Origin of the sequence: Bartonella sp. MR110HLJHH (assembly GCF_042194225.1) — a bacterium.
Lineage (GTDB): Bacteria > Pseudomonadota > Alphaproteobacteria > Rhizobiales > Rhizobiaceae > Bartonella > Bartonella grahamii.
The window spans coordinates 400,367-421,038 of sequence record NZ_JBHIMQ010000001.1; the positions used below are offsets into that span (position 1 = coordinate 400,367).

Here is a 20,672-nt window from a genome sequence, read left to right on the forward strand (position 1 = left end):
TTCATAATACAATTTTTATAATATTTTGTTGCAATGATTTTTTGTTATAATACTGACAATGAATTACCGTATAGCATCATACAAAAAGGGGTAATAGAGCAAAAAATTTTTTTTTGCCAATGGAAACTATTATATCTTAAAGGTAAATTTTTATAAAACTCGATTTACCTGAGGTATTTTATCTAATGATATATAATCACTTTTTTAAGAGTTTTTTTTTCCGTAAAGTTCAAGGCGGTGATGAATAATATCATAGCCAAGGGACTTTGCAATTTCCTCTTGAAGCTTTTCAATAACATCAGAATGAAACTCGATAACTTGTCCTGTTTCTATATCAATGAGATGATCATGATGTTGCCCATCTGCTTGCTCAAAACGAGATGGACCACCACTAAAGCTATGGCGATGAATTGTTCCATTTCCTTCTAATGTTTTCATGGTTCGATAAACAGTTGAGAGTGAAATACTCGAATCTATTTTGTTTGCACGCTGAAAAATTTCAAATGCATTGGGATGGTCATTTGTGTCAGTCAAAATATCAAGAATAACTCGTCGTTGACGTGTTACTCTTAAACCAGCTGTGCGCAATTCTTGCTCATAATTTCGCTTTTTATTCATTTTCATAGTTTGCTTTTCAAACAAAGGCTCCATGACAGTGTTTGTATTTTTTCTCTGAACCGCAAGGACAACGCTCATTACGTCCAACTTTTCCCCATGTGGTTATATCATTAGGGTCACGATCTTGTGGATTAACAAATCTATTTTCTTGTGATCGTGCCCATAAGGTGGGAGCATTTTCTTGACTTTGATCATTAAAGACAGAAGAAGTAGCATCAGTTTGCTCAGGCATGGTCGGTTCTGTAGGTTGTTGAATGATTTCAAAGCGCATAAGCTTAGAAGTGACAATTCGGCGCAAATTTCTCAACATACTTTGAAAGAGTTCAAAAGATTCTGTCTTATATTCATTGAGCGGATCCCGCTGCGCATAACCACGAAAACCAACAACAGAACGCAAATGGTCTAAACTCACCAGATGTTCACGCCATAACGTGTCAATAGTTTCGAGCAATACTGCCTTGTGAAAATAAGCCATAACCTCTGGAGAATAGCGTTCAGTACGTTCATTTTCAAGTTTTGTAACAGCATCTGATACACGCTCCAAAATTTGCTCCTCGGCAATTCCATCTTCTTTTGCCCACTCTTCTACTGGAAGCTCAAGATTAAAGAGTTGTTGAAGTTCTTCTTCGAGAGTTTTTACATCCCATTTTTCAGAATATGTCCCTGATGGAATATAAGCCTCTACGAGATCCTCTACGACTTCATTGCGCATTTCAAGGATCATTTCTGATAAATCATCTGCGTTCATGATCTCCATACGCTGTTCAAAAATAACCTTGCGTTGATCATTCATGACATCATCATATTTTAGCAGATTTTTACGAATTTCAAAGTTTCGTGCTTCGACCTTTTTTTGTGCTTTTTCAAGGGCTTTATTAATCCATGGATGGATAATAGCTTCATTTTCTTTCAATCCAAGTTTTTGCAGCATACCATCCATACGATTGGAGCCAAAGATACGCATAAGATCATCTTGAAGAGAGAGAAAGAATTTTGAGCGACCTGGATCGCCTTGGCGACCAGAACGTCCACGAAGCTGGTTATCAATACGACGGCTTTCATGACGTTCCGTTGCAATGACGTAAAGACCACCAGCCGCTAAAGCTTTGTCTTTAAGCTTCTGAACATCTTTTTTTATTTCTTCAATTTTAGCTGTCCGCTCTGGACCTTCGGGGATATCCTGTAACTCTTGTCGGATGCGCATTTCAACATTACCACCAAGTTGTATATCCGTACCGCGTCCTGCCATGTTGGTTGCGATGGTGAGAGCTCTAGGAACTCCTGCTTGCGCAATGATGTATGCTTCTTGTTCGTGATAGCGAGCATTTAAGACTCTAAAATCGGTAATGCCTTCTTTTCGCAAACGCTCTGCCAATTGTTCTGACTTTTCAATAGAGGTTGTTCCAACAAGAATAGGCTGTTCTTTTTCGTGTGCTTGACGGATATCACGCACAATTGCCCGATATTTCTCTTCTGCTGTTCGATAAATTTCATCATCTTCATCAATACGTTGTATTGGCAAATTTGTAGGGACTTCAACAACGTCAAGACCATAAATATTTCTGAATTCTTCGGCTTCTGTTGTTGCAGTTCCAGTCATTCCAGATAATTTCCTATACATACGGAAGTAATTTTGGAAAGTGATGGAAGCAAGTGTCTGGTTTTCTGGTTGAATAGCAACATGCTCCTTAGCTTCTAACGCTTGATGAAGTCCTTCAGAATAACGTCGCCCAGGCATCATTCGCCCTGTAAATTCGTCAATAATAACGATTTCATCATTGCGAACAATGTAATCTTTATCGCGAGCAAACAGTTTATGAGCTTTTAGAGCATTATTGACATGATGAACGATAGCGACATTTTCTATGTCATAAAGACTTTCACCTTTAAGATGTCCAGCTTGTTCGAGCATTTTTTCAATTTTTTCAGTACCAACTTCGGTAAAAGTCGTTGTTTTTTGTTTTTCGTCTATTTCATAGTCTTCTGGAGTTAAGGCAGGAATAAATGTATCAATAAGATTATAGAAGTCAGTACGATCTTCTAGAGGACCAGAAATAATAAGGGGTGTACGGGCTTCATCAATAAGAATCGAATCAACTTCATCAACAATTGCGTAATGATGTCCACGTTGGACCATTTGACTACGATCGAAGGCCATATTATCACGCAAATAATCAAAACCTAGTTCATTATTTGTGGCATAGGTGATGTCGCATGCATAGGCCTCTCGGCGGGCATCACTATCAAGATCATGAAGAATCACGCCTGTTGTAAGCCCTAGAAAACTAAAAATTTTCCCCATTGTTTCAGCATCACGACTGGCGAGATAATCATTTACTGTCACAACATGAACGCCTTTACCTTCCAATGCATTGAGATAAATTGGTAAAGTTGCCATTAATGTTTTACCTTCACCAGTACGCATTTCAGCTATGCCACAGTCGTGAAGGACCATTCCACCAATAAGTTGCACGTCAAAAGGACGCATGTCATAAACACGTTTTGCGGCTTCACGAACAGTTGCGAAAGCTTCTGGTAAGAGCAAATCAACACTTTCACCTTCACTAAGACGTTTACGAAAGGCATCTGTTTTTTGGCAAAGCTGCTCATCACTTAATTTTACAAATTGTTCTTCCAAAGCATTAATTTGTGCAACTTTTTGGCGGAGTGCTTTGAGACGTCGCTCATGAGCTGAACCAAAAAACTTACGGGCAAAAACACCTAAACTGACCATCTCTGGCCCTTTCTTTTAATTGTTGTCACTCTTGTTGGGTAATTCATACGCTTTCCCCATACTCTACATTTTCTTCAAGTTATCTGATATGATTAGAGACATCATGGAATGCAGATGGTACCATTATACTTGTTGGTGTGCAATTTTTCACTTTAATTGTAAAGTAGAGATAAGAGGCTAAGCGCTCTATGTCAACTTTAGGTACGCTATTTAACTGATACAATACAAAGTAATTTAAGATACAATATGTCATTTTTCTCTATTATCATGTTTTCATCTGCATTAGATAGGATTGGAGCAACTCAGATAAAAGGACAATTTTATACTTTTTTAAAATAAAATTACTAATTTATTTCTCTATGTTTAAAGGTTAAAGTGTTATGGTAAAGAAAATTGGAATCTTGAACCTGCCTTCATTTTTAAGGAGTATATTTATGAAATTTAACTTTATCACGCTTTTTTTAGCATCAACTTTATTGGCAAGTACAAGTTTAGGGGTGAGAGCCCAAGAAGGTTTGAATTCATCGTCGAATGATTTAAAGACTTTGGAGAAAGCTTCTGAAAAAGCCGTTTCTCCTTCTCATGTTATGGCGGTTATTGATGGGAAAAATATTACAGCAGGCCAATTGGATGATTTAGCGCTTGAAATAAATCCTAATTTAGCACGTTTTCCTGATGAACAACGCCGTATGATGGTTCTAAAAGCTTATTTAGATATGCAGGCACTTGCAAAAGCAGCAAGAAGCAAAGGTCTTGATAAGACAGAAGCTTACGATAAACGTATGGCAGTCATGCGTGACAATGTTCTTCAACAGCTTTATTTTAAACAGGCGATTGTTGACAAAATCTCGGATACTGATTTGGAAGCTCTTTATAAGCAAGAAGTCGCTGCTTTACCTAAAGAAGATGAGGTTAAAGCGCGTCATATTTTGGTCAAAACGAGAAAAGAAGCAGAAGCTATCATTAAGCATTTAAATAAAGGCGAAAATTTTGAAGAGATTGCAAAGAAAAGTTCAACAGATGGTTCTGCTGCCGTTGGGGGTGATCTTGGTTATTTTAGTCATGGTCAAATGGTCAAGCCTTTTGAAGATGCTGCATTTGGTTTGAAAATTGGCGAATACACTAAACAACCCGTTGAAAGTCCTTTTGGTTGGCATATTATTAAATTAGAAGATCGTCGTTTGAAACAACCTCCTGCATTTGATGATGTTAAAGAGATGTTGCGGACACAGCTGATAAAAAAGCGCTATCAAGAACTGATTGTTGATTTGCGTAGCAAGATGGATGTGAAATACCCTGATCCTAATGTTACAAAAATCATGGAATCGCTTCATCAAAATGGGACGCTACTTCCCGATGAGACATCAGATGAAGAAGATACAGAATAGCTAGGAAAAATAAGTGGATAGCCTCTCTAATAGATAATTTGCTAGGTTAGTTTTGTTCAAAAAGCCTAGCAGTTTTCTATGAGGGGTTATTGATCTGCAATCATTTCATTTATTTTTACAGAGAGCATATTGTGGTTTTGAAAATTTCTCCTTTGTCGCCTCAAAAGATCCAGGAGCTTTCTCCCTTATCTGGGGTACGGATAGCAACAGCTGAAGCTGGGATTAAATATAAAGATCGTACAGATCTTCTTTTCATCATATTCGATAAGCCAGTGAGTGTGGCCGGTGTTTTTACCCGTTCAAAATGTCCGTCTGCTCCTGTAGAGCATTGTCGTGCATCGCTTCCTCATGGGGTTGCGAGGGGTGTTGTTGTGAATTCTGGAAATGCAAATGCTTTTACAGGAAGCAAAGGAAAGCACACAACCAATGAAATCATCTGTGCAGCAGCGAACGCTTTAAAGGTTAGAGGAGATGAAATTTTTATAGCTTCTACGGGGGTTATTGGTGAGCCAATGGATGCTTCTTGCGTTGTGAATCTTTTACCAACTATGGCAGAGACAGCAGAAGAGGGAAATTGGTTGGAAGCTGCAAAAGCCATAATGACAACGGACACATTTCCAAAACTTTCTACACGCAGATTTGATTGTGGAGGCGAGACTGTCACCATTAACGGGATTGCAAAAGGTGCTGGTATGATTGCACCCGATATGGCGACAATGCTGTCGTTTGTGGTTAGTGACGCTACTATTTCTTCGGATGTACTCCAATCCATGTTATCAGAGGCAGTTGAGGGTTCTTTCAATTCAATTACTGTTGATAGCGATACCTCAACTTCAGATACGCTTATGTTGTTTGCGACAGGAAAAGAACATTTCCCATGTCTTACAAGTAAATCTGATCCGCGTTATGGAGTTTTTGTGAAACAATTGAGTGCACTTTTGCATGAACTTGCACTACAAGTTGTTTGTGATGGCGAAGGTGCTCGTCATTTAATTGAGGTTAATGTGATGGGGGCTACAACAAACAATGCAGCTAAAACTATTGCTTTATCAATTGCAAATTCACCGCTCGTAAAAACGGCTATTGCTGGTGAAGATGCGAATTGGGGGCGGGTCGTTATGGCAGTTGGGAAGGCCGGTGTTGAAGTCGATCGTGATCTATTGACGATTTGGTTTGGTGAGCATCGTGTGGCCGTGAATGGCGTACGAGATCCTGAGTATTGTGAAGAGACAATAGGTACTTATATGCAAGGTAAGCACATCACAATTCGTGTTGATATCGGTTTAGGTAAGAGCACGGCGACGGTTTGGTCTTGCGATTTAACAAAAGAGTACGTTATGATCAATAGTGATTACAGAAGTTAATGAATGGATGTACTCTCTATATTTAACTGCCTATTATTTTTTTAAGAGAATGAGATATGTGAGTTCTTTTTGAGGTAAGGGAATATACTAGAAAGAGACAGTTATCTTTATATTCTCATTGGAGAGTGATATGTGTATAAAAAGTTCCCTTCTTCTTGTTGTTGCATGTGCACTGTTAGATCAAAATAATCGTGTTTTGCTTACCAAGCGTCCTGAAGGAAAATCACTGGCTGGTTTATGGGAGTTTCCTGGTGGAAAGGTTGAGCAAGGTGAAACTCCAGAAATTTCATTGATTCGTGAACTAGAAGAAGAGCTTGGTGTGTATGTTCAGGCAAATAATTTATTCCCTTTAACGTTTGCAAGCCATAGCTATGCAACATTTCACCTCTTGATGCCGTTGTATCTTTGTTATCATTATGAGGGAGTTGCGCAAGGACGAGAGGGGCAAAATTTAGAATGGGTTTTTGTTAATGACCTTAATAAATACCCTATGCCTGATGCTGATAAACCATTGGTTCAGGTATTGAAAAATCATCTTCTTTAATGTGTTATAAGAAGAAAACATTGTTTAAATATAATTCAATATATTGATTTAAAATGATAATTTATAATTTTTATGTTGAATGTAAAAGTCCAGAGTTGTAATTTTTTTTCATTTCAAATATGAGAGATAAAGAAAAAATCTCCCTAAATAAGTATATAAATGAGAAATATAAATAACATGAGAAAGATATTATTTTTTATAGGAGGCATGTATTAAGTTTCTTGCATTGGACGACGTTTTGCGATGGGATATTGATTTTTTTTAGCTATACGCGTAATTGCCTCTTCTAATGGCTCGATCATAACGTCCATGGAAAAACCATTTGCATGAATAATATTTTCATGATCAACCATAATAGCAACATGATCTTTCCAAAAAATTAAATCGCCTCGTTGAAGTTTATCAGTATCTGTAAGAGGACTGCCTATAGTTTCTTGCTGCATATCGGTGTCACGTAAAACTATTTGATCAGTCATCATCATAGAGAGTTGAATGAGTCCCGAACAATCAATTCCAAAACCGCTGACACCACCCCAAAGATAAGGTGTACGGATAAAGGTTTCTGCAACTGTGACATAATCTTCGTATACACGTCCAATGGGGCTGAGATGGCTCGTAATGATTGCTGTTCCATTTTCAAGAATAGAATACATTGTGTCACGGACTTCAATTTCATCAACAACACTGACTTTGCTTCCCATAGATAACGGAGACACTATTGGTCCACGTAAGTCAGCGTGTGAATATTTAAATGTACGTGGGACTGAAACTATATGCGTTTGTTTTATAGTTGATGTACAAAGGGCTGTTGTATCAATATAACCAACATAACCATCTTTAAGGGATTGCCCCCACGACATCGTTTCCCCTTGTTCAAAAATGAGAAGTTCTTCTCCCAATAAGCATTCTGTTTGTCTTTCACTTTTTTTACTATTTTCTTTAAAAAGTCCAGCGACCGCTGTATTAACACGTTTTTTTTCACCTTGAACAAAGCGCTGGGCTGTAATTTCTGTTTCAAGACGTTGATCTGCTAGATCATCTCTGAATGCATAAAGCCTTGGGTCTTTAGAGGTCATCTTTTTGCTTCCATTTTGTTACTTCTTACTTTTAAACAAACTCATGAAAACTCTATTGGTAAGTTTTTTATCCTCAAACAAAACTAAGAACACAGTTTAAGACGATTGCAATTATTCTTTAAGATGTAAAATTGTCTATCTTTGTGGATATTGTGTGTCAAACTTCATTTTTAAAAATATTATAAAGGGCACGAATAGTTTGTGCTGATCCACCAATAGGGTATCCTGGTTTTTCTTTTGGAACCCATCCATAAAGATCAAAATGCGCAAAATGTTCAGCTTTTTCAACAAAAGAATTAAGAAATAAAGCAGCCGTTATAGAGCCAGCAAAGCTATTTCCAGTTACATTGTTAAGATCAGCAATTGGTGATGATAACATCTCTTGGTAAGGTTTCCAAAGGGGCATTTGCCAAAGAGGATCAAAAACAGCGTGAGCAGATTCAGAGATTTGTTGTGCCCATATTGAATCATTGCAATAAAATGCGGGGAGATCTGGTCCTAATGCTATACGCGCTGCCCCTGTTAAAGTAGCCATACAAAGCATGAATTGTGGACTTTCTTCATCACCATAGGCGAGCGCATCGGCAAGGACAAGTCGCCCTTCAGCATCTGTATTACCTACTTCAACACTTAAGCCTTTACGACTTTTGAGAATATCACTTGGTCGGTAAGCATTCGCAGAAATTGCATTTTCTACAGCTGGAATCAAAACACGTAGGCGGAAAGGCAATTTGGCATCCATGATAAGTTTAGCCAATCCCAAAACGTTTGCTCCACCCCCCATGTCTTTTTTCATAAGCAACATGTTATTGGCTGATTTAATATCGAGTCCTCCCGTATCAAAAGTTACCCCTTTGCCCACCAACGTTATTTTAGGATGATGTTCTTGCCCCCAGTGTAACTCAATCAGTCGCGGTGCAGTACTGCCTGCTCGTCCTACGGCATGAATCATCGGAAAGTTATGGGTTAAGAGATCATCTCCACAAATACTTTGGACATGAGCACCGTAGGTTTTTCCTAGTTTTCGTGCTTCTTTTTCGAGAGCATCAGGGGTCATATCATTGGCTGGAATATTGATGAGATCACGGACAAAAAAGACAGCCTCATAAATTCGTTGGAGTTCATTAAGATCAACGGCCTCATTGACATGGATAGACAATGATTTGAAAGAAGAATTTTGACGATAGCGATTAAATTGATAGCTACCGAATGCTAATCCAAGATAGGCATTTATTTCATCAGAGGTTGTACCTTCTAAATGCCATTGACCAGCAGGAAGTTTTTGAGCAAGCAGTCCTGTGATAAAGGGATCTTTCCCATTTCCAATTCCAAATAAAACTTTTTTTAAATGCCCCGTTTCGTGAGGAACAAAGAGTATTTGTCCTGCTTTACCAGTAAAGTCATTAACTTTTATCCATGCTGTTGTTGACGCATCAAGTGATAAGTTGGCAAGAGTTCTTTGGTTTACCAAGATGATAGGGCAACTGTTATCGATACGCGTTGAGGTAAAATGAATGTGATAATGCTGCATAGTTATGAGATCCTTATAGTCGTCTAAGTGCGACATACTCGACCAAATGATTTTTTCCTTTTCGTAGAATGAGATTGGATCGTGGTCGTGTTGGCAATATATTTTCTTGTAAATTTTTTAAATTAATTGTTTGCCAAAGATCCTCAGCGATTTTTGAGGCTTCTTTTTCACTGAGCAGGGCATAACGATGAAAATAGGATTCAGGATTTTGAAAAGCTGTTTTACGCAAACGTTTAAAGCGCTCTAAATACCAGTGACGAATGACTTCTGTTTCGGCATCGACATAGATTGAAAAATCAAAAAAATCTGATACGAAAGGAATAGCTTTTCCATCTTTAGGAAGATCACTGACCTGTAATACATTAATACCTTCAACAATTAAAATATCAGGACGGTCAATGGTAATTGTCTGATTTTCTAGAACATCATAAGTCATATGTGAGTAAAGCGGGGCACGGACATTTCCGATACCTGCTTTTATAGCCGAAAGAAAGCACAGCAATTTTTTAATGTCATAGGAATCAGGAAATCCTTTACGATTCATACGATTTTTTTGCTGTAAGATTGCATTAGGATAGAGAAAACCATCCGTTGTGATCAGATCAACTTTAAGACTAGATGTCCATCGTTTCAACAGTTCTTGAAGAATGCGAGCCGTGGTTGATTTTCCTACTGCTACAGAACCAGCAATTCCAATAATAAAGGGCGTTTTTCTACTCTCTTCTTGATGGAGAAACTGCTGACGTTTGTGAAAAAGTTCCTGTACTGCTTCAACATGGCATGATAACAAACGCGATAAAGAAAGATAAATGCGTTGGACTTCTTTAAGATCGATAGGATCATCAATAGAGCGCAAACGCTTAATTTCATCAAAAGTCAAAGTAAGAGGTGTGTCTGCACGAAACTCTGACCATTCTTGTGCAGTAAAAACACGATAGGGTGAATATCGGTCAGAAACGCATTTGACCAGATTATCTTCCTGATTAATTTTTTGTATAATCGTATCAATCATTTGTATTGGTCGAGAATTTTTTGCCGCAGCAATCGATTAAAATTGGACAGATGAGCGGCTTGATTTTCAAATAAATTTTGTTTTGCATGCTCTCTTCTTTAAGATAATAGATCATTTTTCATTAACTTATAGTCCAGTCATTCCAGTTTGCACGGATTTGTGCTAATGAGTGCTCTTGCGCTAAAAAAGCCCATAAAAGTAGACGCGCTTTTACGGCTGATAAATAACCAGACATGAGAGCACCAGAAGCAATCATATCGATTTCTGAGCCTTTATAGCCATAAGTTATACGAGTTGTTGAGCCATTACAACAACGACTAGCAATAATGATTGGTATTTTTTGTGCATATTGTTGTACAAGGTCTGCTTCTTGAAAACTACAGTGTCCTGCACCAAAACCAGCAATAACAACTCCAGCATAATACCCACTTTCAAGGCATAGTTTCATTAATTGTGCATCAGATGATAAAGAGGAATAGAGGAGTGCAATTTGATGATCGTGGTTTTGGGGAAGATCAAACGTTGTCGGAAAAAGCTTTTGATCATTGAAATAAATAAGTTTTCCCTCTAAAATAGTTCCTAAAATACCTGCAAGACCTGATTGAAATGTTTCGACTTTGACGGTATGGCTTTTATAGAGCCAATAAGGTGAATGAATTGTATCATTTATGACAACAAGAACGCCCCTGTTACGACTTTGTGGGGCTGCTGCGACACGAGTGGCTGCTAAAATATTGGCGGGGCCGTCTGCGCCTGCTTCATGAGGCATGCGCATAGCGCCGGTTATGATGAGTGGTTCAGCTTCCTTCCAATAAAGAGAAAGAAAAAAAGCTGTTTCTTCCAGAGTATCAGTCCCTTGTGTTAAAACAATACCTTCTGCACCAGCATTTATTTGTTGTTTTGCCCACTCGATTATTTCAAAAAGAATTTGAAACGATAAAGATCCACTTGGTATTTGCATTAATGTTTGTGCATGAATATCAGCAACGTTATTTAAATCAGGAACACTTTTTATGAGGTTATCTGAAGTTAAAGTCGGTTGCATGTGACCAAAACGATCAGCAGTCATTGCAATTGTTCCACCTAAGGTCCCTATGGCTATTTTTTTCATAATTTTCCTCTAAAAGGCACAAACTGTTTATATAAAGCTATTTAGCAGTAATTTACATTGACAACAATGATATCATTTTTCCATTTTCAACAAATTGAGTTATGCTGAATCATTGTGTTTTGCTGTATATGTTCTTAAATAGGACAATAGTAGTTGAGTTTTACATTGTATGAAAAGAAATCAATATTAAAAAGTAAAGTTAATATTAAGGAGTCTCCTTATGACAGAACATAAGCCAGACATAATGTATGGTACAACAATTATTACGGTACGAAAAGGTGGAAAAGTCGTGATGGCCGGTGATGGTCAGGTCTCTCTTGGGCAGACAATTATGAAAGGTAATGCACGTAAAGTGCGTCGTCTTGGAAAGAACGGAGTGGTTATTGCTGGTTTTGCAGGTGCTACGGCAGATGCTTTCACATTACTGGAAAGATTGGAAACAAAGCTTGAGCAATATCCTGATCAGCTTATGCGTGCATGTGTAGAACTTGCAAAAGATTGGCGAACAGACCGCTATTTGCGTCGTCTCGAAGCAATGATGCTCGTGGCTGATAAGAAAGTAACTTTGGCTCTAACAGGGCTTGGTGATGTTTTAGAACCAGAAGATGGGGTTATGGCAATTGGCTCTGGAGGAAATTTTGCTCTTTCAGCAGCGCGTGCACTCATGGACTTGGATTTGGATGCAGAAACTATTGCTCGTAAAGCTATGGCTATTGCCGCTAAAATTTGTGTTTACACCAATGATCATTTTACGATTGAAACATTGGATGCAGAATTATCTTCTTTAGAGAAAGCTATTTAAATGTGTGTTGTATTTTCCCCTCGTGAGACTGTTTCTGAACTTGATCGTTTTATTATTGGCCAAAATGATGCCAAACGCTCTGTAGCTATCGCACTGCGCAATCGGTGGCGTAGACAACAGCTTGATGAGCCGATGCGTGAAGAAGTTATGCCAAAAAATATTTTAATGATAGGGCCAACAGGTGTTGGTAAAACTGGTATTGCACGTCGATTAGCAAAACTTTCTGGAGCACCCTTTGTTAAAGTAGAAGCGACTAAATTTACTGAAGTTGGTTATGTGGGACGTGATGTTGAGCAAATTATTCGAGATCTTGTTGAAATTGCCATTTCTCTTGTGCGTGAAAAGAAACGGGATGAAATAAAAGAAAAGGCTCACGTGAATGCTGAAGAGCGCGTTTTAGACGCCCTTGTTGGTAAAACAGCCAGTCCCGCTACCCGTGATAGTTTTCGCAAAAAATTGCGTGAAGGTGAATTGGATGAGAAAGAGATTGAAATTGAAGTCGCCGATAATAATAGCAATAGTGCTTCAACCTTTGATATTCCTGGTATGCCTGGGGCACAAATGGGTATTATGAATTTATCAGATATTTTGGGCAAAATGGGTAGTCGTACAAAAGTTCGTAAGACGACAGTAAGGGATGCTTTTAAGCCGCTTATTGATGATGAATCTGAAAAACTCCTTGATCAGGATCAAATTATTCAAGAAGCGCTTCGTGTTGCTGAAAATGACGGGATTGTTTTTATTGACGAGATTGATAAAATTGCAACTAGGGATGGTGGAGCCAGTGCTGCCGTTTCGCGTGAGGGCGTTCAACGTGATCTTTTGCCTTTGGTTGAAGGAACAACGGTTAGTACAAAATATGGGCAAATCAAAACAGATCATATTCTTTTTATTGCCTCAGGTGCATTTCATGTTTCTAAGCCATCTGATTTATTACCGGAACTTCAAGGACGTTTGCCCATTCGTGTGGAGCTAAACCCTTTAACAAGAGAAGATTTACGGCGTATTCTAACGGAACCAGAAGCTAGTTTGATTAAACAATATATTGCTCTTATGGCAACAGAAGAGGTTCATTTGGAAATTACCGATGATGCAATTGATGCTTTAGCAGATATTGCTGTAGATTTAAATGCAAGGATTGAAAATATAGGGGCACGTCGTTTGCAAACAGTGATGGAGCGCGTTTTGGATGAAATTTCTTTCACGGCACCTGATAAAGCTGGAACATCCTTTACAATTGATGCCGCTTATGTGAGAAAATCTATTGGCGAGCTTGCTGCTGATATCGATCTTTCACGTTTTATTCTTTAGAGTTATCGCTTTTTTTCTTTATCTGCGCGCTTCGATAATTTTGAAACCATGGGCTTGTTCATGTATCAACACTGTGCGGAAAATATTTTTTAATAATGTTTCATAAGGCAGGTGGCGGTTTGCAACAAAAAGCAGGTTGCCGCTTGGTTTTAGGCACTTTGCAGCATTTATAATAAAATTTTTTCCTAATGAAATATCTGTCGTTTGTTGCGTGTGAAACGGTGGGTTTGAAATGATTGTGTCATACAGATTTGTGATAGGTTCATGCACAAGGTCGTGCCAATAAAAATGAATTGAAAAAGGAGCTGTTATGGATTTAAGGTGCTGTTTTGCCGCTCTCAAAGCGTTGTAGTCTGCTTCATAAAGGTCGAGAGCGGTGAGTTTTTCACTTCTTTCAAGCGCAACGTGAGAAAGATAGCCCCATCCAGCACCAAAATCAGCCGTTTTTCCAGAAATAACTTTGGGCATATAAGAAGCAAGTGCAGCGGATCCTGGATCAATACGTCCGTGTGAGAACATACCAGAAGTGGTTTGAAATTTACCAAAAGTGAGCGGTGGTGAGCGCAATTGTGCAATGTTATGTCTCTCAATTTGTTGAGGAACTTGCAACCAAAATACAAGACCGTGATTTTTAGACAATTTGTTGGTGATGGGAACAATTGTTTTGACCCACTTCATCATTGAAGCAGCACCAGCAGTTTTATTCCCACTGATTACAATCCATCCATTGGGTTTAACGCATTCTAATAAATCAAGAAAACAATTTTGGTTAAAACCACGATATTTGCTCAAATGTAAAAATGCACCATCATAGCTGAAGGTTTTATCTATTTGAGGAGAGCAGTGAAATTGAGTATCGACAAATTTTAAAAAATCTGGTCGCCAAGGCGTAATAACTTTTAAATTCTGTGCCCATTCTGGAGCTGGGATTTCTGTTAAACCGAAACTTAACCAACATTGGTTTGGATTAGGATACGGGAGTTCATGATTTTCAAAAGGCAAAAATAATAACACATATGACTCTTTCAAAGAAAAATGCCACTCCAATGTTGGGATGGCATTTCATGATACGATAAGAGGAAAAACTTACTCTTCTTTTTTCTTGCGGCGGTGCTTATTTTCAGGTTGTTTTTTTTCATCCACGCACTTTTCTTCATTCATCACTTTATCACCGGTGATTTCCTTTCCGGTTTTTTGATCAACAACCTTCATTGATAACCGAACTTTTCCACGCTCATCAAAGCCCATTAATTTAACCCAAACTTTGTCACCTTCCTTCACAATATCGGTTGTTTTGGTGACGCGTTCTGATGCAAGCTGAGAGATATGAACGAGTCCATCACGAGAACCAAAGAAGTTTATAAATGCACCAAATTCTGCAGTTTTTACAACTGTTCCTTGGTAGATAGCACCAACTTCAGGCTCATCGACAATAGAATGGATCCAGCGTTTTGCTGCTTCAATGGTTTTAGCATCAGCAGAAGCAATTTTAATGGTACCATCATCTTCAATATTAATTTTTGCTCCAGTTTGTTCCACGATTTCCCGAATAACTTTACCACCAGAGCCGATAACATCACGGATTTTATCGACAGAAATATTCATAACTTCGATTCGTGGAGAAAATTCACTCAGCTCAGCACGTGCACTGGTTAAAGCTTTTGCCATCTCATTGAGGATATGGATTCGTCCACCTTTGGCTTGTTCAAGCGCGATTTTCATAATCTCTTCGGTAATACCATCAATTTTGATATCCATTTGCAAGGCAGTAATACCATTTTCTGTTCCTGCGACTTTAAAGTCCATATCTCCAAGATGATCTTCATCCCCTAAAATATCAGATAGAACAGCAAAGCGTTCTCCTTCTTTAATCAAGCCCATAGCAATACCAGCAACAGGGCATGCTAAAGGAACGCCGGCATCCATGAGAGCAAGTGAGGTCCCACAAACCGTTGCCATAGAAGAAGATCCATTGGATTCAGTGATTTCTGAGACAGCACGAATAGTATAAGGAAAAGATTCTTTCGTTGGCAACATGGGGTGAATTGCTCGCCATGCCAATTTGCCATGTCCAATTTCACGACGACCAGGAGAACCAAGGCGTCCCGTTTCACCCACTGAAAATGGTGGGAAATTGTAATGGAGAAGGAATGTTTCCTTATACATTCCCGTTAAGGAATCAACATATTGTTCATCTTCACCAGTTCCTAGTGTTGCAACGACAATAGCTTGTGTTTCTCCGCGGGTAAAGAGTGCTGATCCATGTGTGCGGGGTAAAATACTTACTTCTGATTGGATAGGGCGCACGGTAGAAAGATTGCGTCCATCAATCCGCTTTTGGGTATCAAGAATATTCCCGCGAACAATCTTTGCTTGCAACTGTTTAAATACGGTTGCAATTTGATCTGCACTAAACTTACAGTCTTCTTCTGTTTCGGGCATAAATTTATTGAGGATTTCTGTCTTTAGTGCATCAATTGCAGCATAACGTTCTTGCTTATCAGTAATTGTGTAAGCCTTTCGTATATCCTGTTCTGCCATTTTCTGCATTGCTTTTTCAAGTTCAGAAAGATCTTCAGGAACAAAATCACGAGGATCTTTTGCAGCAACTTCAGCAAGCTTTATAATGGCATCAAGGACAGGTTGAAGGCCTTTGTGACCAAACATCACAGCACCCAACATGATATCTTCCGGTAATTCTTGTGCTTCTGATTCAACCATCAAAACAGCACTTTCTGTTCCAGCAACAACAAGATCAAGTTTTGATTCAGGCATTTCATCGATATGAGGATTGAGAACATATTGTCCATTACAATAGCCAACGCGGGCACCAGCTATAGGCCCTATGAAAGGAACACCTGACAGGGTCAATGCAGCAGAAGATGCAATCATCGCAAGGATATCGGGATTATTTTCGAGATCATGCTGTATAACGGAAACAATCACTTGCGTATCATTTTTATATCCCTCAACGAAAAGGGGACGAATTGGGCGATCAATCAAACGTGAAACCAAAGTTTCATTTTCACTTGGTCGACTTTCACGTTTTAAATAGCCCCCAGGTATTCTACCAACAGCATAGGATTTTTCTTGATAATTAACAGTGAGTGGAAAAAAATCCTGGTCTGGTTTTGGACTTTTGGCTGATACAACGGTTGCTAAGACAATAGTTTCTCCATAGGTAGCAATCACTGCACCATCAGCTTGACGTGCTATTTTCCCTGTTTCAAGGGTGAGAGGACGCCCAGCCCATTCAATTTCTATCTTGTGCGTTTTGAACATTTTTTATCCTTAATGACCAGTGTTTAAATCTTTGATTGCTCACATTCTGGTTTTGCGTAGCATATTTCCAAGCTCTGGGGTGGACAACATACTTTTTATCTTTGTTACGAGAAGAGAGAAGTAAACTGCCTTAAATGCAAAATGATGAGCAGTCCTATCCCATAATAACTTGTCAGTTTTTAAATTTTTTAATTAAAAGCAACACGTTGAAAAAATGGGCGGTTTTTTTTAACACCACCACCATTTTTCTTTTAGCGACGCAAACCTAACTTCTTGATAAGTGTCTGATAACGATTTTGGTCAACTCCTTTAAGATAATCAAGAAGGCGCCGGCGTTGAGACACCATCTTCAAAAGACCACGACGAGAATGATTATCCTTTTTGTGAGATTTAAAGTGGTTTGTTAAATTAGAAATACGTTCAGAAAGTACAGCAATCTGTACTTCCGGTGATCCTGTATCACCAACTTTATTTGCGTATTCTGCGACAAGAGCTTGTTTACGTTCAGCTGTAATCGACATCGTATTATCCTTTCCAAAAACGAAGAAACATAAAGTCACCCATAGCCGAGATGTCGTTCAGCAAGGGTCTGTGAGGAAACAAGAAGAGTCGAAGACTCTTACCTATTTTCGTCCTTATATAGGAAAGAAGGTTAAAATACTAGTCCTTGACAGCATTTTGAAGTCTTTCTTTAAATAAAAGCTTTTGTTTTGAAATATTGATTTAAATAGAGTTTTATGAGAAGTTTTTTTAAGAATTATGCATCCTTTTGATACAAAGATTATGAGCGTGTGTGTGCTAACAAAGATGATAAATACCGATTTGGAGGAAAAAGATGCAGAGCATTTCAGCATTAAAACTTTTTCGTAATTCGGTATTTCGAAATTTATGGTCATCTACTCTTATTTCTAATTTAGGGGGGCTGATACAGGCTGTTGGAGCAGGGTGGTTAATGGCGTTGATCAGTTCTTCGCATTCCATGGTGGGGCTTGTTCAAAGTGCCACAACATTACCACTTGTTATGTTTTCTTTGATGGCAGGGGCATTAGCGGATAATTTTAATCGGCGTCAAATTATGTTGTGTGCGCAGATTATGATGATGGTCATATCCATGAGTTTATCTGTTTTAGCCTATATGGGATTTCTAACACCTTGGCTTTTGTTATGTTTTACGTTTTTGATTGGATGTGGTACAGCTTTTTATAATCCTTCTTGGCAAGCAACGATAGGAGATATTGTGAGCAGGGAAAATATTCCTGCTGCTGTTAGTTTGAATAGTGTAGGCTTTAATTTGATGCGGAGTGTTGGTCCTGCTATTGGCGGTGCCATCATTGCAACTTTGGGGGCATCTGCTGCTTTTTTGTTTAATGCTATAAGCTATATTCCTCTTATCGGTGCGTTATTTTTCTGGAAGTCGAATTATAAAAAAAACTCATTGCCACGAGAAAGGCTGTTAGGAGCTGTCTCAGATGGTTTGCGTTATGTTGCGATGTCACCTAATCTCCTGAGTATTATGGTTCGAGCGTTCCTTTTTGGTATAGGAGCTATTTCTATTTTAGCACTTTTGCCAATTGTTGCGCATAAAGTTCTTGGAGGAAGTGCCCTTCTTTATGGTACATTGCTCGGTTGTTTTGGGTTAGGAGCCATGATAGCAGGTATTATTAATGCAGTTGTACGGCATCATTTTCGTTCAGAAACAATTATTGCAAGTGCATTTATTGGTTTCGCCTTTTCTTGCTTTTTATTGGGAATCAGCCGTTCACTAATTATAAGCCATATCGCTTTATTTCCTGCAGGTTTATGTTGGGTTTTGGCATTATCATTGTTTAATACATCTGTACAACTCTCTACACCACGCTGGGTTGTTGCACGTTCTTTAGCACTTTATCAAACGGCGTCTTATGGGGGGATGGCTATTGGAAGTGCAATCTGGGGAGGCTTAGCTGATGGTTATTCTCCAACAATTGCTTTGAGTATTTGTTCTCTATTCTTGATTTTTGGTGCTCTTGCGGGGGTAAAATTTAGAATTCAAGAAATTCCTCAGATAGATTTAAATCCTCTTGATCATTTTAGAGAGCCGGAACTATTACTCGACCTCAAAGCAAGAAGTGGTCCGATCATGATAATGATTGATTATCAAATTCATGAAAATGATCTCGAAGAGTTTCTCAAAGTGATGACGCGTCGACGCCATATCCGGTTACGTGATGGTGCACGTCAGTGGGTCCTTTTACGAGATCTTGAAAGACCTGAATATTGGACAGAGGCTTATCATATGCCAACATGGGTGGATTATTTACGCCATAATCATCGTCGTACAAAAGCGGATGCAGAAGTCAATAAGCGTTTGCGTCATTTAAATTGTGCTCCTAACGGCATAAGAGTGCATCGTATGATTGAACGCCAAACAATACCCCAAGCCAATGAGATGCTTTTAAAAGCCTCCTCTGATCATCTCCCTTAGGGTTAAAACAGTTTTTGTAAAATATTAAATACGTTAGTTAATATTATTTCGATCGATTTGTTAGCATAATCATAACAAAAAATTGCTGTTTAAATGGTTAATAAATTGATTTATAATGATTATTTGTCGTTTTTCATGTTGAGTGATAGTCCTAAAAATCTTAAGCTTTTCTCGTTTCAAATCTATTTAGAGTAAATCAGTCCAAATCTTCGCTTGCACATTACAAATGAGGGTTAAAGTGTGAGTAAAAAACGATTGAATAAGAAATAAAAAGCCTCTTATGAATCCTTTCAAACGCAAGGATTGTTGCGACATTAAGAGGAAAAAGTGTGTGGTGGTGTTAGTTTATAGCACTGACTTAAATTTTGATATGAATACGGTAAATATAGACAATGGAAAGTACCATATTTTTCTTAATTGATAGAGAAAAATATCTTTCCGCAAAAGGTAGGTGAGGAAAAGAATCGATTAAATTGTGAAAATCCGCTTCGGTTTAAATAAACTTTTGTCGAGGGTGCCAATGGCAAGAAGTTGTTCTTTGTAGAGGACAAAAATCTCATCTTCGTCAAGAGGTACTTTGTGATGACTTAAGAGGATAGAATGCCCCTTTATAATTCTCTGTGCTTGAGTTTCATTAAGGATATAGTGAGGGAGGCAATCCAATGCAGCGCTTGTTTCAATTAAGAGCTCATCGAGTGTTGTGAAGTTTTTTTCAAAAGAACGATTATTTTCATCTGTAGTGTTTTTATTTGGCGGAACGGCCGCTTTTAGTTCGTCCCATGTAATGAGATCTTCTTCATCAAAAGGTGCGACGGAAATACGCCTTAAATCAGCAATATGCCCATAGCAACCTAGATCACGTCCCATATCGCGTGCTAAAGAGCGCACATAAGTTCCTTTTCCGCAGGTTATTTCAAAGACAGAGTGCTTTTTAGTAGGCATTTCTAATAATTTGAAAGTTTCTATTTCCACTTCACGGGGCGGAATTTCAACAACTTCCCCTTCACGCGCTAAATCATAGGCACGATTTCCGGCAATTTTTATTGCTGAAAATTGCGGAGGCGTTTGCAAAATAATACCTGTATATTGAGGAAGAAGAGCAAGTATTTCTTCTTGTGTTGGACGTTTGAGAGAAGTTTTCGTTATTTCGCCCTCTAGATCATCTGTTGAACGCTCTTCTCCCCAAGCGATATGAAAACGGTAAGTTTTTTTGCCTTGCATCACGTAAGGGACGGTTTTGGTTGCTTCGCCCAATGCAATGGGAAGGAGACCAGAAGCAAGAGGATCAAGTGTTCCTGCATGTCCTGCCTTTTGTGCATGAAAGAGCCATTTGATTTGTGAGACAGCTTCTGTTGATTTCATTCCTTTTGGTTTATCAAATATGACCCAGCCAGAAACAGGACGCCCTTTTTTTTTGTGTTGCCGTGCCATATCT

The 20,672-nt window shown here is 38.5% G+C and carries 16 protein-coding genes; 6 read left to right on the forward strand and 10 right to left on the reverse strand.

Features of this window, described 5'->3' with window-relative positions; all coding sequences use genetic code 11:
• Positions 1 to 204: 204 nt before the first annotated feature.
• Together ACFIKB_RS01500 and secA are read right to left on the reverse strand one after the other, a co-directional pair.
• The gene (locus tag ACFIKB_RS01500) at positions 205 to 696 is read right to left on the reverse strand and encodes a Fur family transcriptional regulator (protein ID WP_026500203.1); all 492 of its coding nucleotides are present in this window, start codon (positions 694 to 696) and stop codon (positions 205 to 207) included.
• Complete coding sequence (gene secA / locus ACFIKB_RS01505; RefSeq protein ID WP_375652623.1) at positions 635 to 3,352, reverse strand: preprotein translocase subunit SecA; 2,718 nt, start codon at positions 3,350 to 3,352, stop codon at positions 635 to 637. The genes ACFIKB_RS01500 and secA overlap by 62 nt, the downstream gene beginning before the upstream one ends.
• A 434-nt stretch (positions 3,353 to 3,786) precedes the next feature.
• Here secA and ACFIKB_RS01510 point away from each other — a divergent pair, with 434 nt between their 5' ends.
• The 3 genes from ACFIKB_RS01510 to mutT all read left to right on the forward strand — a co-directional run bounded on the left by ACFIKB_RS01510 (position 3,787) and on the right by mutT (position 6,648).
• Positions 3,787 to 4,740 carry a peptidylprolyl isomerase gene (locus ACFIKB_RS01510; RefSeq protein WP_273787784.1) on the forward strand — a complete coding sequence of 318 codons (954 nt, stop codon included), beginning with the start codon at positions 3,787 to 3,789 and terminating at the stop codon, positions 4,738 to 4,740.
• 131 nt (positions 4,741 to 4,871) lie between these two features.
• Positions 4,872 to 6,104, forward strand: coding sequence for a bifunctional glutamate N-acetyltransferase/amino-acid acetyltransferase ArgJ (gene argJ, locus ACFIKB_RS01515; RefSeq protein ID WP_375636000.1), 1,233 nt, complete (start codon positions 4,872 to 4,874; stop codon positions 6,102 to 6,104).
• A gap of 130 nt (positions 6,105 to 6,234) precedes the next feature.
• The gene (gene mutT / locus ACFIKB_RS01520) at positions 6,235 to 6,648 is read left to right on the forward strand and encodes an 8-oxo-dGTP diphosphatase MutT (protein WP_375635999.1); all 414 of its coding nucleotides are present in this window, start codon (positions 6,235 to 6,237) and stop codon (positions 6,646 to 6,648) included.
• 212 nt (positions 6,649 to 6,860) lie between these two features.
• On the opposite strand, the gene ACFIKB_RS01525 is transcribed toward mutT, so the two are convergent.
• The 4 genes from ACFIKB_RS01525 to ACFIKB_RS01540 form a co-directional block, all read right to left on the reverse strand.
• Entirely contained in the window at positions 6,861 to 7,724 is an 864-nt protein-coding gene (locus ACFIKB_RS01525; protein WP_375639199.1) for an NlpC/P60 family protein, read from the reverse strand.
• A gap of 157 nt (positions 7,725 to 7,881) precedes the next feature.
• A complete protein-coding gene (locus ACFIKB_RS01530; protein ID WP_375652625.1) occupies positions 7,882 to 9,255 on the reverse strand; it encodes a M17 family metallopeptidase in 1,374 nt (457 codons plus the stop codon).
• Between the two features lie 13 nt (positions 9,256 to 9,268).
• Complete coding sequence (coaA, locus tag ACFIKB_RS01535; RefSeq protein WP_012754619.1) at positions 9,269 to 10,267, reverse strand: type I pantothenate kinase; 999 nt, start codon at positions 10,265 to 10,267, stop codon at positions 9,269 to 9,271.
• Between the two features lie 121 nt (positions 10,268 to 10,388).
• The gene (locus tag ACFIKB_RS01540; protein WP_375652626.1) at positions 10,389 to 11,378 is read right to left on the reverse strand and encodes an asparaginase; all 990 of its coding nucleotides are present in this window, start codon (positions 11,376 to 11,378) and stop codon (positions 10,389 to 10,391) included.
• A gap of 220 nt (positions 11,379 to 11,598) precedes the next feature.
• Here ACFIKB_RS01540 and hslV point away from each other — a divergent pair, with 220 nt between their 5' ends.
• Together hslV and hslU are read left to right on the forward strand one after the other, a co-directional pair.
• Entirely contained in the window at positions 11,599 to 12,180 is a 582-nt protein-coding gene (gene hslV / locus ACFIKB_RS01545; protein WP_012754621.1) for an ATP-dependent protease subunit HslV, read from the forward strand.
• Complete coding sequence (gene hslU / locus ACFIKB_RS01550; RefSeq protein ID WP_012754622.1) at positions 12,181 to 13,491, forward strand: ATP-dependent protease ATPase subunit HslU; 1,311 nt, start codon at positions 12,181 to 12,183, stop codon at positions 13,489 to 13,491.
• An 18-nt stretch (positions 13,492 to 13,509) separates the two neighbouring features.
• On the opposite strand, the gene ACFIKB_RS01555 is transcribed toward hslU, so the two are convergent.
• The 3 genes from ACFIKB_RS01555 to rpsO form a co-directional block, all read right to left on the reverse strand.
• The gene (locus ACFIKB_RS01555; RefSeq protein WP_375652627.1) at positions 13,510 to 14,505 is read right to left on the reverse strand and encodes a class I SAM-dependent methyltransferase; all 996 of its coding nucleotides are present in this window, start codon (positions 14,503 to 14,505) and stop codon (positions 13,510 to 13,512) included.
• A gap of 72 nt (positions 14,506 to 14,577) precedes the next feature.
• Positions 14,578 to 16,773, reverse strand: a complete 2,196-nt coding sequence (pnp, locus tag ACFIKB_RS01560; protein WP_375652629.1) for a polyribonucleotide nucleotidyltransferase — start codon at positions 16,771 to 16,773, stop codon at positions 14,578 to 14,580.
• Positions 16,774 to 17,024: 251 nt separating this feature from the next.
• Entirely contained in the window at positions 17,025 to 17,294 is a 270-nt protein-coding gene (gene rpsO, locus ACFIKB_RS01565) for a 30S ribosomal protein S15 (RefSeq protein WP_005774142.1), read from the reverse strand.
• 314 nt (positions 17,295 to 17,608) lie between these two features.
• Here rpsO and ACFIKB_RS01570 point away from each other — a divergent pair, with 314 nt between their 5' ends.
• The gene (locus tag ACFIKB_RS01570; RefSeq protein WP_375652630.1) at positions 17,609 to 19,237 is read left to right on the forward strand and encodes an MFS transporter; all 1,629 of its coding nucleotides are present in this window, start codon (positions 17,609 to 17,611) and stop codon (positions 19,235 to 19,237) included.
• Positions 19,238 to 19,705: 468 nt separating this feature from the next.
• Here the strand turns inward: ACFIKB_RS01570 and truB are convergent, their stop codons facing one another.
• On the reverse strand, positions 19,706 to 20,668 hold the full coding sequence (gene truB, locus ACFIKB_RS01575; RefSeq protein WP_375635992.1) for a tRNA pseudouridine(55) synthase TruB: 963 nt from the start codon (positions 20,666 to 20,668) through the stop codon (positions 19,706 to 19,708).
• Positions 20,669 to 20,672 lie beyond the last annotated feature (4 nt).